The organism is Bacillus sp. FJAT-28004, from assembly GCF_001280845.1.
In the GTDB taxonomy this organism is placed as follows: Bacteria; Bacillota; Bacilli; order Paenibacillales; family Paenibacillaceae; genus Pristimantibacillus.
The window spans coordinates 846,587-862,796 of record NZ_LGHP01000002.1 but is presented as its reverse complement, the minus strand read 5'-3'; the positions used below and the strand labels follow the sequence as shown (position 1 = coordinate 862,796).

15 protein-coding genes are annotated in these 16,210 nt (G+C 47.6%); 3 read left to right on the top strand and 12 right to left on the bottom strand.

Annotation, left to right across the window (positions count from 1 at the left end; translation table 11 throughout):
* The first annotated feature begins 17 nt into the window (after positions 1 to 17).
* Both AC787_RS25850 and AC787_RS25845 read left to right on the top strand, forming a co-directional pair.
* Positions 18 to 731, top strand: coding sequence for a hypothetical protein (locus AC787_RS25850; RefSeq protein WP_054027829.1), 714 nt, complete (start codon positions 18 to 20; stop codon positions 729 to 731).
* A gap of 208 nt (positions 732 to 939) precedes the next feature.
* A complete protein-coding gene (locus tag AC787_RS25845) occupies positions 940 to 1,980 on the top strand; it encodes a hypothetical protein (protein ID WP_054027828.1) in 1,041 nt (346 codons plus the stop codon).
* A gap of 25 nt (positions 1,981 to 2,005) precedes the next feature.
* Here the strand turns inward: AC787_RS25845 and AC787_RS25840 are convergent, their stop codons facing one another.
* Genes AC787_RS25840 through AC787_RS25830 form a run of 3 tightly spaced genes read right to left on the bottom strand, consistent with a single transcriptional unit; the run spans position 2,006 to position 7,837 of the window.
* Positions 2,006 to 5,335 carry an AAA family ATPase gene (locus AC787_RS25840; protein WP_054027827.1) on the bottom strand — a complete coding sequence of 1,110 codons (3,330 nt, stop codon included), beginning with the start codon at positions 5,333 to 5,335 and terminating at the stop codon, positions 2,006 to 2,008.
* A 55-nt stretch (positions 5,336 to 5,390) separates the two neighbouring features.
* On the bottom strand, positions 5,391 to 6,677 hold the full coding sequence (locus tag AC787_RS25835; RefSeq protein ID WP_054027826.1) for a metallophosphoesterase family protein: 1,287 nt from the start codon (positions 6,675 to 6,677) through the stop codon (positions 5,391 to 5,393).
* 32 nt (positions 6,678 to 6,709) lie between these two features.
* Positions 6,710 to 7,837, bottom strand: a complete 1,128-nt coding sequence (locus AC787_RS25830) for a glycosyltransferase family 4 protein (RefSeq protein ID WP_054027825.1) — start codon at positions 7,835 to 7,837, stop codon at positions 6,710 to 6,712.
* Between the two features lie 123 nt (positions 7,838 to 7,960).
* Here AC787_RS25830 and AC787_RS25825 point away from each other — a divergent pair, with 123 nt between their 5' ends.
* Positions 7,961 to 9,133, top strand: coding sequence for a sensor domain-containing diguanylate cyclase (locus tag AC787_RS25825; protein WP_054027824.1), 1,173 nt, complete (start codon positions 7,961 to 7,963; stop codon positions 9,131 to 9,133).
* A 168-nt stretch (positions 9,134 to 9,301) separates the two neighbouring features.
* On the opposite strand, the gene AC787_RS25820 is transcribed toward AC787_RS25825, so the two are convergent.
* From AC787_RS25820 to nrdF, 9 genes are all read right to left on the bottom strand, one after another.
* Positions 9,302 to 9,556: a DUF2164 domain-containing protein gene (locus AC787_RS25820; RefSeq protein WP_054027823.1), complete on the bottom strand. Its 255-nt coding sequence runs from the start codon at positions 9,554 to 9,556 to the stop codon at positions 9,302 to 9,304.
* Between the two features lie 4 nt (positions 9,557 to 9,560).
* On the bottom strand, positions 9,561 to 10,352 hold the full coding sequence (locus AC787_RS25815; RefSeq protein ID WP_054027822.1) for a PhzF family phenazine biosynthesis protein: 792 nt from the start codon (positions 10,350 to 10,352) through the stop codon (positions 9,561 to 9,563).
* The gene (locus tag AC787_RS25810) at positions 10,349 to 10,831 is read right to left on the bottom strand and encodes a hypothetical protein (RefSeq protein ID WP_054027821.1); all 483 of its coding nucleotides are present in this window, start codon (positions 10,829 to 10,831) and stop codon (positions 10,349 to 10,351) included. Before AC787_RS25810 ends, AC787_RS25815 begins: the two co-directional genes overlap by 4 nt.
* A gap of 127 nt (positions 10,832 to 10,958) precedes the next feature.
* On the bottom strand, positions 10,959 to 11,411 hold the full coding sequence (locus AC787_RS25805; RefSeq protein WP_054027820.1) for a GyrI-like domain-containing protein: 453 nt from the start codon (positions 11,409 to 11,411) through the stop codon (positions 10,959 to 10,961).
* A 133-nt stretch (positions 11,412 to 11,544) separates the two neighbouring features.
* Entirely contained in the window at positions 11,545 to 12,453 is a 909-nt protein-coding gene (gene hprK, locus AC787_RS25800) for an HPr(Ser) kinase/phosphatase (protein ID WP_054027819.1), read from the bottom strand.
* A 42-nt stretch (positions 12,454 to 12,495) separates the two neighbouring features.
* On the bottom strand, positions 12,496 to 13,278 hold the full coding sequence (locus tag AC787_RS25795) for an ABC transporter permease (RefSeq protein ID WP_054027818.1): 783 nt from the start codon (positions 13,276 to 13,278) through the stop codon (positions 12,496 to 12,498).
* Positions 13,279 to 13,283: 5 nt separating this feature from the next.
* Positions 13,284 to 14,087: an ABC transporter permease gene (locus AC787_RS25790; protein ID WP_054027817.1), complete on the bottom strand. Its 804-nt coding sequence runs from the start codon at positions 14,085 to 14,087 to the stop codon at positions 13,284 to 13,286.
* A complete protein-coding gene (locus AC787_RS25785) occupies positions 14,087 to 15,064 on the bottom strand; it encodes an ATP-binding cassette domain-containing protein (RefSeq protein WP_054027816.1) in 978 nt (325 codons plus the stop codon). Before AC787_RS25785 ends, AC787_RS25790 begins: the two co-directional genes overlap by 1 nt.
* Positions 15,065 to 15,220: 156 nt before the next feature.
* The gene (gene nrdF, locus AC787_RS25780) at positions 15,221 to 16,177 is read right to left on the bottom strand and encodes a class 1b ribonucleoside-diphosphate reductase subunit beta (protein WP_054027815.1); all 957 of its coding nucleotides are present in this window, start codon (positions 16,175 to 16,177) and stop codon (positions 15,221 to 15,223) included.
* Between the last annotated feature and the right edge of the window lie 33 nt (positions 16,178 to 16,210).

The following is a 16,210-nucleotide window of genomic DNA, read 5'->3' as shown; positions in this document are numbered from 1 at the left end:
GGAAAGGAGTGCAAACCTTGAACCCAAATCGAAAATACACAAAAAAAGCTGCAATGCTCGCCGCAACCTCAACGATTGCCATTCTGCTTGCCAGCTGTCAAAGCGCAGTTACAACAGCACCTAATTCATACACGGATGATACGGCCCCTATTTTAACCAAACAGACGGATAAACCGAACAGTCCTCAAGATTCTTACTCTGAGCTAACGGAAAGTGAAATTCAAATGGACGAGCCGCATGTGAACAAAGTTGATACGAGCAGCAATACAAACACCGAAACCTCAGCAATCGGCAAGTCAGAGAATTCGAAAGCACCCGTAAAAACCGAAAGTGAGGATGCACTGTGGCAAGCGGACGCGCCTCTGCTCCATGGCATTGCAATTGGAGATAGCCACGCTTCAGTTGTTAAGCAGTTTGGCAAGCCGCTAGACAGCTACAAGCTAGAGGAAGAGACCGATCCCGTTACCGTGCTTGAATATGACGGATTTGCAGTTGGAATCAATGCAAAGAAAACGACACAATTTATAGAGCTCTTTGAAAAAAACATCCAAGCTGGCCTAAGCGGGCTGCAAATTGGTGATAATCCGGAATCTGCACTGCTTGCACTCGGCAAGCCTGAGAAGCAAACTACATATTTGCTCACCTACAAAGCACACAAAGCATTGCTTAAGCTTGATCTTGATCCCGAACATAATGAAATCATTTCCATTAAGCTGCTCGCTATCAGCTGATTCAGCTAACAAGCCTATCCAAAAAGCAAAACAAGGTCACAAATGATGAAAAATACACCGCAGCACAACCACAGCTACTTGTATTAAGGCCACTCCCCGATCCTAAATATCCCGTAAAAAATCGTATTCTTTGGAAAAAAGTCATGCCTGTCCCCGTTTGGACATACCTTCTATTTATAGAGGGTTATCGAACGGAGGACGGTAGACGATGTGGAAACGCACTGGAAAAGTACTGCAAATCGCTTCAACTTACATGGGTACAATCGTGGGGGCTGGTTTTGCCACCGGTCAAGAAATATTACAGTTTTTTACCCGCTTCGGGTATTGGGGTTCGGTTACGATTGTTTTATCTACCGTTTTGTTCATTTGGCTTGGCACCAAGATGATGTTGATTGCCAGTGAAATTAGGGCAAAATCTTACGAGGACTTAAATAAGGCGTTGTTTGGCGACAAGTATGGACGACTTATTAGCCACTTCATGCTAGTCGTGCTTCTAGGCGTAACTGCTGTTATGCTCGCCGGCGCAGGCACCATCTTTTATGAGCATTGGAATATTTCTTATCAATCAGGTTTGCTTATTACGATGGCCGCTTGTTATTTTTTACTGCGCAAAGGGATGAATGCTATTCTGACGGTTAATGCGATCGTCGTCCCTATTATGCTGCTATTCACTGTGCTCATCATAATTAATACGTTCCAAACACCGGGCGCGGACAAGTTCATTACCTTATCAAGCGACCACTCCATATGGGCCGCTTGGGCTTCGCCATTTCTTTATACCGCATTTAATCTCTCGATGTCACAGGCCGTGCTCGTACCGCTTGGCTCAGAAATTCGTGACCGCAAGGTCATTATTGCCGGTTCATGGGTCGGTGGTATCGGGATCGGCTTTATGCTGCTGGCTGGACATGTCGCACTTTCTGTTCATATGCCAGGCATTCAACAGTTTGCGATTCCAATGGGCGGCATTGCAAGGCAGCTTGGACCTAGCGTACAGTTCATTTATATTTTTATTATTTTCGCTGAAATCTTCACAACACTCATCGCGGACATTTACGGTCTTACCCTTCAGCTCCATGAGCGTCTGAAATGGGCTCGGAGCTTGATTGTCCTTCTCATCCTTGCGATTTGTTATGTAGCCAGCCAAATCGGATTTGGTCCGCTGCTCTCGACTCTTTATCCGCTATTCGGGTTGGTCAGCTTAGGCTGGCTCATCTTAATTATTCGCAAACGTGTTTCGACTCATTAGGTAAGCCGCAAGTCATTATAAATAATCATATTTGCACGAGCAATGCACCCTCGCAATGCTCGAGCATCGCATCTCGAACATGCTCATGGCAGGTCATAACTATAATTTGCCTTTCACTCGATAACGCTGCGAGCAGCTTGGTTACTGCATGCAGCCGTCCTTTGTCGAAATTAACAAACACATCATCGAGCATAAGAGGAAGCTTGATTCCGCGTGAAGCTTCCTCAGCTAACGCAAGGCGCATCGCTAAATAAACCTGCTCTGCTGTTCCCCTACTTAACATTCCGCTGTCGATGAGACGTCGCTCCGCTGTTTCTAGTCTGATACCCGGTTCGCCTGGCGTTGTCAGCACTCGAATATATTTGCCATCAGTCAGCTTCGTAATAAAGCGCGACGCATTGCGAAGCACGACAGGCTGCCGCTCTTCCTCATAAACTCGCTTTGTTCTGCTAATCAATGCAGCGCTAATGGCTAGGACGGCATACCTCTCTGTATCCTTCTCGATCTGGGCAACCGTCATTGCTTTGTCAGAAAGCAGCCTTTGGTGCTCCTCTTCCTTCAGAAGATGGTCAAGCGACTGCCGAACTCTTCCCCGCTTCTCAAGCTGATCTTGCTTCTGCCGCTCCAGCTCTTTCAGCTCTGACAGCGACTCCAATTGCAAATGCTGCAGCTGCTCTTCATCATAGTTCCCAAACAAGTCCTCGAGCTCACAAATTCTCTCCGCCGACATGCCTGCCGTCATTTCCAATGTAAGCTTAGCTTGTTCAAGTTCGAGCGCCAGCAACGATCCTCGATGCTCGAGCGCCAGCTCATATTGTGTTTCACTTGAGAGACCAGCCGCATCCATTTGCTTCATCACTTGATTCTCTAGCTCAAGCTGCCGGGATTCAGCAGCTTGCTGCGCCATGCGCAGCTCATCGCGGCGCGCGATGATGCCGCGTGCTTCTTGCTTTGCTGCAGCATGGCGGCGAATTTCGGCATGCAGCAATCGCAGCGCGAGGGCAGGATCAACAGCGACCCCCGCGGCAGCTTCCTCGAAATGCTCGCACAATTCAGCTGCTTGCTTAGCGAAAGCCGCAAGCTGTTTGCTTGCGGCGGCTTGCTTCGCCGACAGCCGGTCATAATGCTGCAGCCGCTGCAAAGCTTGCTCGGCAAGCTCGAATGCTTCGAGCGCAGCTGCCGGCGACATCCCCGCCGGCAGTGAGCGAGCTGCAAGCCAGCCGGCCCATTGCCGGGCGATGGCTTGCCTTGCTTGTGCAGCAGCGGCAGCAGCCTCGCTGCGTCCTGCAGCGTGCGCGCGCAGCCGCTCAAGGCGGCGGGCGAGCTCGCTGCAATGGTCGATGAGGCGCTCGCTGCGTTGCAGCGCCTCGAGACGGGCTTCGACTGCGGCGCGCAGCTGTGTGCGCGCCTGTTCGGCAGCGAGCAGATGCTCTGGCGAGCTGTAATGTTTAGCCGCAAGCAGGGCAGCCGCTGCTTCTTGAGGCTTATGTACCATAATCTCTAATGCATGATGTACACGTTTCTCTCGCTCGTTTAGAGCGGTAAAATCCGTTCCCGTCGCTGAGGATGCTCCGCTGCGCCCGCGAGAACGTCCACGTCCATGCAACTGATCGCTTCCCTCTCCAGCTGCATTCCCAGCGCTGCGGCTCCGCAGCATCGCCAAGGCAACAAGCGCAAGCGCCGCTCCCGCCAGCGCCAGCGCAGCAAAACCAATACCGCGGCTCGCTCCGCCAAGCGCGGCAGCTCCAAGCGCCAGCGCGGCTCCGCCCGCTCCTGCCGCCGCAGCCCACAAAGGGCCGGCTCCGCCTCGGCCCGAAGCTGCCGCGCCGCGGCCAGCCGACTCGCTCTCGCTTGCGGCTGCAGCGGCTCCGGCAGAGCGCGCCCGCTCGAGTTCCCACTCGCGAAGCGCGCTATCGAGGGCGTTCCACGCCCCCTTCAGCGCATCTCGCGTGCGCGGCAGCACATCAAAGCCCGTGCTGCCCTCCTGTTCGCTGCGCTCCTGATCCCGTGCAGCGGCAGACCTCGCCTCCTCCAAAGCGATAGACGCTTCCTGCTCCTGCTGCTTAAGCGTCTCAAGCTCAGCCGCGAATCGCTCCTCCCCTCGCGAATGCTCGAGCTCCTGCTGCCTTGCGTTTCTCACATAATCACGATCTGCAATCGTAACATGAAGCTCCCTCAGCTGCCGCTCGGTCCACTCCGGCGCAATGCTGCTTACGAGCCTTGCAATCATCTCATCATGCTCTCGCAGCTCCGATTCCAGCTCAGCACTGTCCTGCTTCAGCTGGCGGATGTTCTCCGTTGTTTGGAGCAGAGCTTCCGTCTCATCCCCAATACGAAGCAGCTGCTCATTATAACTAATCGCCTCAAGCTGAAGCTCCATCAGCAGCACCTTCTGCCTTAGCTTCTCCGCTTCCTCGCGCAGCTCCGCTCTTTGTCTTCGCAGCTCGTCCCATTCCTTCTCTGCATGCGCCGATAGTGAGGCTGCATAGGCGACTTGTTCACGCTCGATAATCAGCTGCTGCTTGCGAATCCATAGCGGCCTAGACGTGCATGCTTTATGAAGCAGCGTTTGCCTTGCCTCTTTTGCTGGCAGCTCAATTTCCAATTGACGCAAAGCAGCATCCAGCTTCCCCGTTTGCTGCGTCAACTCATTGTAAGCGACGATGGCATCCGCACGTTTCCGCAGAACAGCTTCTATCTGCTCAAGTGTTTTCAACTGTTGATTGATTTGTTGATTAGTTCCGCGAGGCTTAAAGAGCAGGTCCATCTCCTGTGCTAAACGTTTCTCAGCTGCTGCAATCGACTTGCCGTTGTCCCACCCTGCCTGGTACAAATATCGTCCAAGCTCTTCGCCTGACAGCGCACCGACCTCTTGCAGTTCTGTAAGCGTTATAGCAAATAATTGTCGATACAGCTTTTCACCGATGCCTCCTAGAAACTGCCGTTCCCACTCCGCTTGTGTAAGATCGGCACCTCCTTCAAAAGGTTTATCAGCCGCAGCTAAGGTGCTCGTCCATTGATCTTGCAGCCATTCGTCATCACCGAATGCATGGCGTAGACCACGCAGCTTTAGCTTGCCTAAGCCGTCAGCCGCATATCGTTCAACGACGTAGGCATCATCTTGTGCATCGCGAAAAAATATCCTGCCGCCATGCTTTCCGCCATTTACCGGCTCTTGCCGCTCATTGGACTGTCCGCGTTTGGCAAAACCAAAAAGCATCGATCTGATAAAGCCGAACATCGTGCTTTTACCCGCTTCATTTGGACCATATACGATAATGACCCCTGCATCGAGCGGTATTTGCTTCCCATATAGCTGTCCGAAACCATCAATTTCTGCTTTCAAAAGCTTCATGCTTCCTGTCATCTCCTATAGGCTTTTGCAGACACCGGCTGCGTAAGCCCTATCATCATCCGCCCCGTTCATTATCATGAAGCAAACCAAGCGTCAGCTCGCGCGCATGATCAAGCCACCGCTCAGGAAGCTCGTCCCATTGACTTTGCATTAGCCTGCCAAGCTTCACATGCCCAGCTGCCTGAACCACGGCGTTTTTCGCAAAATCCCGCCATAGCTGCTCATCCTCCGTTAATGCTGCGCTAAACCGAAAGAGCTCACCGGCGAAGCTGTCTTCCACCGCCAGCTCCTCCCAGTTGATCGCAGCTCCCGTGTTCACCTCTAGCCCATGAACAAATAGCCATGGTTCCGCTGACGATTGGGATCTGCTCTCCTGCAGCTGCTCGAGCAGCGTTCGAACAACCGCTGGCTCCGATAACTTCTGATGAAGTTGGCCGCGACCAGTCAAGCCTAGTCGAAGCATAACCGAGCGTCCTTCCGCCTCGGCGAGAATCCGCTCAATGAGTCCTTCCAATTGCTGCAAAAGCTCTTGCTCCGTGCTGAGCTCGTCTATCGAGCAGTTACGCTCGTACCACCTTACTTCATCGAGAGGCATAAAGGTTAGCTCTACTGCTCTTGCAGCTGTTACTTCCACCAAGTAGCAGCCCTTTGCACCTGTTTCACGCGGATTTCTTCCCTGTGCATTGCCAGCGTATACGACATGCGGGTATTCATGCAGCACCCTTCGTTTATGGATATGGCCAAGCGCCCAATAATCGAAGCCTTTGACTCCGATAAGCTCTTCCAGCGAGCATGGAGCATAAGGATCATGCGTCCCGTCTCCATCTACGTTGCCATGTAGCAGCGCGATGTGAAACGGCGCCTCCGGCTGTATTTGATAAGCGGCTGCTATATTCTCAGAAACGATACGCGTACCGTAGGATTGGCCGTAAACAAACGCAGCCAGCTCACCGTTAGTACGGTAAGCCGGCCGATATTCCATTTGATCCGCTCCAAATACATAAACGTTTGCAGGCAGCTCTAAAGAAGCTCGCTCGCCATTTAACGGATCGTGATTTCCATGGATCACATATACGGAAATGCCATGCTCGTGCAGCTTTTCCCATTCGCGTACGAGCATGAGCTGTGCCCGAAGCGAACGATCTGCCTCATCGAACAGATCGCCAGCCAGAACGATAAAATCCACCTGCTCGCGTATGGCGGTCTGTGTCAGCTGACGCAGTGCCGCAAACGTGGATTCGGTCAAAACCTCTCTCACCTGATCTGGTGCTTTCGCAAGCCCGCGAAAGGGGCTATCTAAATGCAAATCTGCTGCATGTATGAATCGAAAAGGTACCGACATTTCAAAACCGCCTATTCCGATATAATGAGCCGTTACTCCGGCTTCATATGAATATAAACTTTTTTCAGCTGAGCGATCACTCGTTGCAGAGAATATACTTTTTTTGCTTTATCTGAACCAGACCTAGCCAAATGATAACGATAAGTCGGATCGGTCACGACTTTCTCAAGCGCATCGGCGAGTGCTGCTGGATCTTCCGGCGGCACGAGCAATCCATTAACGCCATCTTCGATTTGCTCTGCGATGCCCCCAACGTTAGTGCCGACAAGTGCGAGCGAGCATAATGCCGCTTCCGCGAAAACGGAACCAAAAGCCTCAGCGCGTGATGGCAATACGAATACATCAAAAAACGGCATAAATTCTTCGGGATGCAGCATATAGCCGTAAAAAATAATGTCATCATATAAATCGAGTTCAACTGCTAATGCTTCGAGCTCCTCGCGAATCGGTCCATCTCCGATAATATGAAGGACAAACGGATGCCCTTTCTGCTTAAGTTCTGCGCAAGCATGCAGCAGCACGTCAAGCCCTTTTGCTGGGACAAGCCTGCATACCGTAATGAGCTGTGTTACCGCGTTCTCATGTGAGATCGGTTTAAATCGCTTCTCGTCAAAGCCGTTCGGAATAACCTTAATTTTCTCTGGATGCTTAATATGAGGAGCGATGTAGGTTCGGAATGATTCAGATACCGTAAGCAGTTGATCCGCCTTTGCCTCCAGTTCGCCATAAAGACTCATAAGAAAACGGTGTTCCGGCCCGCCTTCTTTAATTTTGCCGTTCAGAATAAGCTCCCGTTCATAGCTGGAATGAATCGTCATGGCAAGCGGTGTATCTGGGAATAGCTGCTTCATAACAAGTCCAGCAATGGGATGATGCGCATGTATAATATCGTACGGCTTTTTGATGCGCATTTTTGTCCACCATACGTAATCTTTATAGGTTTGTATATATTTATCTACCATTTTATTTCCGCTGTAGATCGTATGATCGAAAGTCTCGAACTTTACCTCTTCCTGCCCTTTGCTTCTAACCCTCTTAGGCAGTGAGAACAGTTCCATTTGCCAACCAAACTTAATGAATCTATCCTGAATGTACGGGATCATGGAAGAAACTCCACCCGGCTGCTCCGGCGGGAAAAACAACGCTTGTAAAATATTCATGTGTCCCATCCTTTCAACGTAAAACATGTATTGCAACTATTCGTTCACCGTAAAACATGATATATTAGAACATATGTTTCTGTAAAGCTATTGAAACTAATACTAGATAACGGTGGGTAACTCATGACTCTTACACAATGGCTTTCAGGCCCAAACGTACAACTGCTCTCTTCATCAGCTGTCATCGTCATTCTTATTTTAATGCTTTTTATGTCGGTTAGGCTTTATGTAAGCTACCGCAACAAACGAATTTATCGCTTACTTATTACAGCCATCCCGCTCATTATCATTAAGCAATGCCTGCTCGTCGTGCTTGCTTACCCAGGCTGGTCATTATCACCATTTCTACATTTAGCCTTTACCATACTCCAAATCGTATCTTTTATTATTATAAACTTTGTTTTCATGAAATTATATACTCATCGAACGGCACAGCTTAAAGTCATTCCCTTTATCATTATGAGTATGATGACTTTCGTTATTGCAGGCATACAATTTGCGATAACGCCTGTTACGATGGAGACTGTCGTTCATGCGCAAGCTTTTACATTTCCGGCGCTCGACTTTTATGGTTTAATCGTTATTTTCATGATTATGCTCGATACTAGAAGTGCTAATATGAGCTCCAAATATTACGCGAGCTTAATTGTTTTCTTTGCAAGCGAGCTTGCTAGGCTGTCGAATGCCTATGTTTTTCATGGCTCTTTGACTTGGTTGCTTACGATTAGCCAGCTGCTGCCAATTGTATATTACACCCTTTTGTTTATCCTCCTGTTCGAGTGGGTGATCGAGAGGTTAATGTTTACCTATCAATCGTCTATTATGGATGGCCTGACAGGATTGTATAATCGACGGCATTTTTATTCTAGGGCTGAGCAGCTGCTTCAGAGAAACAAGCCGATGGCCATTATTTTTTGCGATATCGACAACTTTAAGAAGTTGAATGATACACATGGCCACCATAAAGCAGACGGGGTACTTAAGCAGGTTTCCGAGATTATTAAGGAAGAGTCGAGCGGCATCGGATCGGCGGGTCGATATGGCGGAGAGGAGCTGCTGAGCTGCATTAGCCTAGAGCGTGTGAAGCCCGAAATTGTAGCCGAATCCATTCGGCGCAGAGTCGAGCAAGAAACGATGGTTACGATAAGCGTTGGTTTCAGCACATCCAAAGAAAGCAAGGTTGTTCAAGAAATGATTAAGCAAGCTGACGAAGCTATGTACTATTCCAAGACGACGGGCAAAAATAAAGTAACCCCGTTCAAATCATCAGCAATACCCAAAAAATCGAAAGCCTAAAATAATGAAAAGGCACTGACCATCAAGGCTATAAATAAGCCTTATCGTTAGTGCCTTTTTGCTTATTTTTATGAAGAATGTCCGGACCCATCTTTAACATGATGATTGGATTTTTTTAACAGCTGTCCTATCTTTTCACTATCCCAAACAACATGCCTAACATTTTCGTTATCGTTTAGCTGCAGTTGGCTTCTCCAGTGCATAAAGCTCATCTTCCATCGTTTGCATCCGCTCGAGAACCGTTTGGCGAGCATCTTTAATCGCATGATTATACACATGAGGACCTATCTCTTTAATCATAAAATCAAGAAGCTGCTCCGCCGCGATCGACCCAAGCGTCTCTGAGCGCTCCAGCTCAAAATATTGCTGAATACTCGAGATTAACTGCTCCTTCTGCTCTTTTGGCAGCTTTAACATTAACATTGTATTATCCCTCCAATTGCCCCTTCAGAATGGTAACCGCTTGTCCCTGTAAATAAACCCGCTCGCCTTCTGGTCTTACCTTCACAATCCCTCCGCGCTCCGATGCTTGATAACCAACAAGCTCCTGCTTGCGAAGCCGCTTTGCCCAGTAGGGTGCAAGGGCGCAGTGAGCTGAACCCGTTACTGGGTCTTCATTGATCCCTGTGCCTGGGAAAAATGCCCGCGATATAAAATCATATGCAGCATCTGTTGAACGGCTTGTCACGATAACTCCACGAGCGCTAAGCCGAGCAAGCATACCAAAATCAGGCCGCAGCGTACGAAGCGTCTCCTCACTGTCCACCTCAACAAAATAATCCATACGATTTCGGCCAACATATCTCGGAATGAGACCGAGGCCCTGAACTAACTCCTCAGGTGCAATGGCTGCTTCCGGAGGCTCGGAAGGGAAATTCATCTCAATCCAGTCACCTTTATGCACGGCAGTCAATAATCCGCTTCTCGTCATAAAGCGCGCCGTTTCCTGCTTCGACATTCTACCTGTTTCCCACAATATATGTGCAGTGGCAAGCGTAGCATGTCCACACAAATCCATTTCATCCACTGGTGTAAACCACCGCAAATCATAAGCTTCTTCTTTTTGTATAATAAATGCGGTCTCAGGTAGATTCATTTCCGCTGCTACCTGCTGCATCCAGCTATCTGCCTGAGGCTCATCTACTATACAAATAGCAGCTGGGTTACCTTTGAATCTTTGATTCGTAAAAGCATCTACGATATATAAGGCATAACTCATTTTTCCAACCTTCCTTTCTTTATCCATATCATGCCAAACAACGAAAGTACAGCGCCATATAGGAGATGTCCGCTCAACCACCATATCATTGCTTCTACATCACTTGTCGCTGGCGTACGCTCCGAGAGCTGTGTGAGTGGAATCCACGTACAGCATGCGACGGCTAAACTCATGCCTAGGCTTAGTCCTATCGGTGATCGCCAAAGCGACAAGAGGGATAAGTAGATGATTCCGAGTGGAATTGAAACCGCCAAATGAAGGATAAATTCGAGCAGCTCCGTTTGTTCATACGGCAGCCACTTTATGAAATCAATATTAAGCAGCAATACATATACAGCTGACCCTGTAAGCTGCTCCAGCAGCTTCATAGTAAAGCCTAGCACGATTCCACTCACCGCACCAGCCGTAATACCAGCTATAACTAGCTTGATGGCATAGGGCCGAGATGAGCCCGTATACCTTTTTCTTATAGCCGACATTCGAACTCCTCTTCTCCTTAGCTGTTTCATTCACAAACAAAAAAGTGCTTGCATTCACAAAATGATTCGGGTCGAATGTAATCCATTCGATACTCCGTTTCGTTTGCACGCAAGCACTTCATATAGGTTATCCTTTGAGCGGAATAAGCAATTCTACCGGCTCTTCCTCCAAATGATGCTCGTCAATATAAAACAACTCCAGCGACACGGCATTTTCCTGCTTCTCTAGCCGCAATTCATTTATCCAAGCATGAAGCTGCTCATACCCTTCGCCGATCCGTTTGTTGGAGCAAGCGACCATCGCATAACGATGTTCAGGAATCGTGAATTGTACCATCCCAGGAGGCACTTCCTCCAGATGCTGGACTTCATAACAAGCCCAGTAGGTAGCAAACACTTCATTGCCGAAGTACGGACTGTACAATACGGTCGATTTTGTTGCATCATCCAACTCGTGCTTGCGTGTCAAAAACTCGGTCTGCAGTCGAATAGCTTCATCCGGAAAGGATGAATATGGACCGCAATAGCTGATTCCCGCCAAATGGACAGCAGGTTTTGTTACGATTGAGCAGTTTTCCACGCGATTTCCTCCTTCTAATCTGTCAGGACTTGTGCGCTAGGATGAGCTTTCTCTGCCCATAGTGTAACATGTTTTGCAAGTATTTGGATAGTCGTTTGCTCGTTAATCCTTCAGCGGTAAATAGTCGTGAGGACTAACCTTGCTCCAAGCGTTTCATAAATTCTTCTACCGCACTATAGCCTTGCTGCTTTAAATACCAATTATTCGCCGCTGCTTCAATTAACCCTGCAACGTCTCTTCCCGGCTGCAATTGGATTTCGATATGAGGAATTTTCACACCCATATAATCCGTATATTTTGGTTCCAGCTCCAAATCATTATTGAGCTCATTGTCACGCCACTTGGTTAATTCAATATCTAGCACGATCCTCGTCTCATCTTGAAATGCCTGTCTACCATAAAGCCTTACAACATTAATAAGACCAATGCTGCGCAGCGCAAGAAACTCCTTCGTCTTCTCATTATGCGTGCCAAGAAGCGTTTGCGAGCTCAGCTTTTTCAGAACAACGATATCATCTGCTACCAACCTAGAGCCGCGTTTAATTAGTGTATGAGCTGTTTCGCTTTTGCCAATACCTGACTTGCCACGCAGCAATATGCCAATACCCGACACATTTAAGCAGATGCCGTGAATCGATATTTCCGGGGCAAGCGTTTTGAGCAGATAAGCATCCAGCATACCAAGAAACTGTACAGTTGGAAGCTTTGTCCTCAGCAAAGGAATGCCCTCTTGATCGCAATATATGGTCAAATATTTCAGCCCTTCCTGACCTGCAGTGACCACAAAGCAAGGTGGATGATATTTAACAATATTGCCGATATGATGATTTCGCTCTGCCTCACTTAATGTATGCAAGTAGGTAATTTCCTTCTTGCCCAAAATTTGCACATGCTCCTGTGGAAAAAAATCGTAGTATCCAACAAACTCTAGTCCTGGTCGATATGCTCTTGCCTTCGCGATTTGCCGATCCAGCTTATCGGCTCCTGCCAGTATCTCTAATGATAATTGCGCTGCTAACTCCCGTACTGCTATTGATTTCATAACATTACGCTCCTTTGCTGTTATTATAAAGTGCCGTCCATATTAAGAGCCTGTCGAGCGATAATGACGAACACCGATGTTCCATACAAGCAGACAAGGCAAAATAAAGAGGATGCCTGCTATTGGCGAAATCATATAGAGCAGGTCATTTCCAGAGGTTCTATCTAACAAATAGAGCAAAGGCAAATAATTAACAAATCCAAAAGGGATGATGAACGTGAAAAAGCGCGTCACCCATTTCTTATAAATATTCAACGGATATTGGGCCATCTCCCGCCCTCCGTCTGTAAATATATTTGCAATCTCAAGACCCTGAACTGTCCAAAAGCACATTGTCGCAGCTAGTATAAAGATGCCAGAGAAAACAAATACACCGCTCACTATCATAAAGACGAGCGTCATTGTTTTAAGCAATGTCCACTCTACGGTTAGCTCACTGAGCGCCCAAGTGAGTATGATTGCGCTTTGCAGAAGCCGTCCAACACGTGAAAATTCGAATTTCGATCCCAATACTTGAAGTACCGTACTGCGCGGTCTTACTAACAATCTATCAAAATCACCATTAACAACCAAGGTAGAGAAGGAGTCAAAACCTCGTGCAAAACATTCGCTAATCGCATATGACATATGAATAATGGAGAAACATAACGCAACCTCTTGAAAATCCCAACCCTCAATCTGACCAAATCTCTCAAACATAAAATACAATCCCGCAAATACAGAAAATGGTACAAAAAATTGGCCTAAGGAGAGCAGCCAAAATGAGGTAAGGTACTGCATTTGCGATTTAAACATGATCAAAATATATTTTCCGAACAATCTCATATTGGTTACCCTCCATTCACAACAACTCTACGCAATGCTTTTGCCATTGCCAGCCTACCGAGGCCTACTAATACAAAAAACCAGACCAATTGAACACCGATGCCGATGAGCGCTTCTTCCTTCGGAATATGTCCGGAATAAACCCGAAATGGGAAATCGGCTGTCCAGCGAAACGGCAGCACATATACGATATTTTGCAGCCATGAGGGCATAAGCGGCACCGGTATAACCATGCCTGCCAGAAATTCGCCAATGACGCCAAACATAAGCAGCGAACCAGCCGGTGACAGCGTAACGAACACGGATATGTACATCAGCATAGAAAGCGCAACAATCATAAGTAGTCCGAGCAATAACGCAACGATAAACAATCCGAAGGCTGCTATATCTTCTGGCAGCGGCATCCGGTAAGGCTCAGGCAGAAAAAAAGCGACGGAGAGTACAGGGATGCTTTTCAAAATCGCGCTCGAGAGTCGCTGTGCAATAAGCTTGGCATACCATAAACCGTAAATGCCGCTAGGTCTGCAAAGCTCATAAGCAATATTACCTGTCGTAATGAGTCCGAATAGCTCATTGTCACGGAACCACAACATAACAAAAGAGAGAAAAGCCTGCTGCAGCCATACATATGTAATGAGCTGTTCTAATGAAATTGGAGGCGGAGCTGTTGTACCGCTATAAAACGCCTCAAACACCATAATGATAATAAATCCCCAAAAAAATTGAGTTGCAACTCCCGCAAGCGCTGCGGTGCGGTATTGCAGTCCATAAGTGAGACGCAGCTTAAACACCGAAATATACGCTTTCATTATATTTGATGCTCCTTATAGAGCTGAACGATCATATCTTCAATTGGTAATGTATCGATCGTCACATCAAGAAGTTCCACTTGCTCAGACAGTCGAATGAGCACATCACTTATGACGACCTGTGCTGTATCCACGCTAAGCACAGCGCGCTCGGGCGACCATTCTTCAATAACAGCTCCCGAAATCGCAAGCGGCTCTGCACGATGGCTGTATACGACTGTAATCGTTTTTTGTGTTCCAAACTGATTGCGTATTGCACTCAAGCTGCCGTCATAAAGCAGTTTCCCTTTGCCAATTAGGATAATCCGGTTTGCCAACGCTTCAATATCATTCATGTCATGTGTGGTCAAAATGATCGTGACGCCCTTTTCTTCATTAATCGTCTTGATGAAACGGCGTACAGCGATTTTGGATACGGCATCCAAACCGATTGTAGGTTCATCGAGAAATAGAACACTTGGGCTGTGCAGCAGCGAAGCCGCAATTTCACAGCGCATCCGCTGGCCCAAACTTAGCTGCCTAACAGGCATTTGGATAATTTCCTGCAGCTCAAGCGTTTCTGTAAGCAAGGCTAGCGTGCTTTGATACTCCTGCTCTGGCACCTTATAAATATCACGCAGCAGATCAAAGGAATCGATGACCGGGACATCCCACCACAGCTGGGAGCGCTGACCAAATACAACACCAATATGCTTCACATACGCGACTCGATCCTTCCATGGAGTATAGCCCATAACCGTACATGTACCGCTGTCTGGCACAAGAATTCCGCTCATCACTTTAATTGTCGTTGACTTGCCCGCCCCATTTGGTCCGATATAACCAACAATTTCTCCTGGTTCAATCGTGAAAGAAATATCATTAAGCGCTTCCACGACTTTATAATCTCTTTTGAATAATGCCTTAACTGCTTGTTTAACGCCTGAAGATCGTTTTGCAACCTGATACGATTTACTTACACCCTGAACTGTAATCACACTTTTTACCTCCGCGCAAGATTTGAGAGGGAAATATTAACACCGAATGAATATTGTGTCAATCACTTCCTCTTTAAAAAAATCAAAAATCGCTCTTTTCCTGCCTAGAAGGCTGAATAAAGAGCGACTCATATGTTGCATTTAGATTAAGTTTTATTAGAAGTTGAAAACAAAATCATCGTCATTAAGCGGCTCGACGTGAATCGTACGTACGTAGCCATTTCCTTTTTTGGAGAAGAAATCATGCTGCTTCGTATGCGTACTGATGCCGTTGAACACGATCGGGTTTACCGCTTCCTCAGGGAAATGAGGCTCCATACCAAGATTCATAAGCGCTTTGTTCGCATTGTAGCGGACGTAAACATTTACTTCCTCAGCAAGGCCAAGCGGAGCATACAGATGCTCAGTATAAACAACCTCATTCTCGTACAGCTCGTTAAGCAATGCGTAAAGTTCGATTTCAAGCTGTGCTTGCTCCTCAGGGCTAAACGTTTGGAACAGCTCTTGTGCTAGAACGCCAACGTATAAGCCATGAATGCTCTCGTCACGTAAAATCAAATCAATAATCTCGCCGCTGCTCGTCATTTTGCCTTGGCCAGCCAAGTAAAGCGGATAGAAGAAACCGCTATAGAACAAGTAGCTCTCTAAGAATACGGAAGCAGCCATCGCTTTATACAGCTCTTTCGGGCCAGTGATGTTCGAATACCAAGAAGAAATTAACGTTGCTTTCTTCTGAAGTTGTTCGTTCTGCTCTACCCACCTAAAAATTTCGTCGATCTCTTCGCCTGATGCAAGCGTTGTGAAAATGCTGCTGTACGATTTGGCATGGATTTGCTCCATCATCGACATAAATGACAATACTGCTTTACGCTGCAAGCCTTCAACATGCTCCAAAATCTTCGGCATGCCGACGCCGCCTTGAATGGTATCGAGCAAAGTCAGACCGCCAAGCACGTTTTTGTATAGCGTGCGCTCCGCGTCCGTCATTTCCATCCAGTCCATCTTATCATCTGATAACGGAATTTCTTCATCCGTCCAAAATTGCATTACATTTTGCTGCCAGAATGTTAAAGTGAAATCGTCATCTGGGCGGTTCCAGTTTACTGCTTTCATTTGGTGAGCTCCTTCTTTGCTACGTAAGCGTCG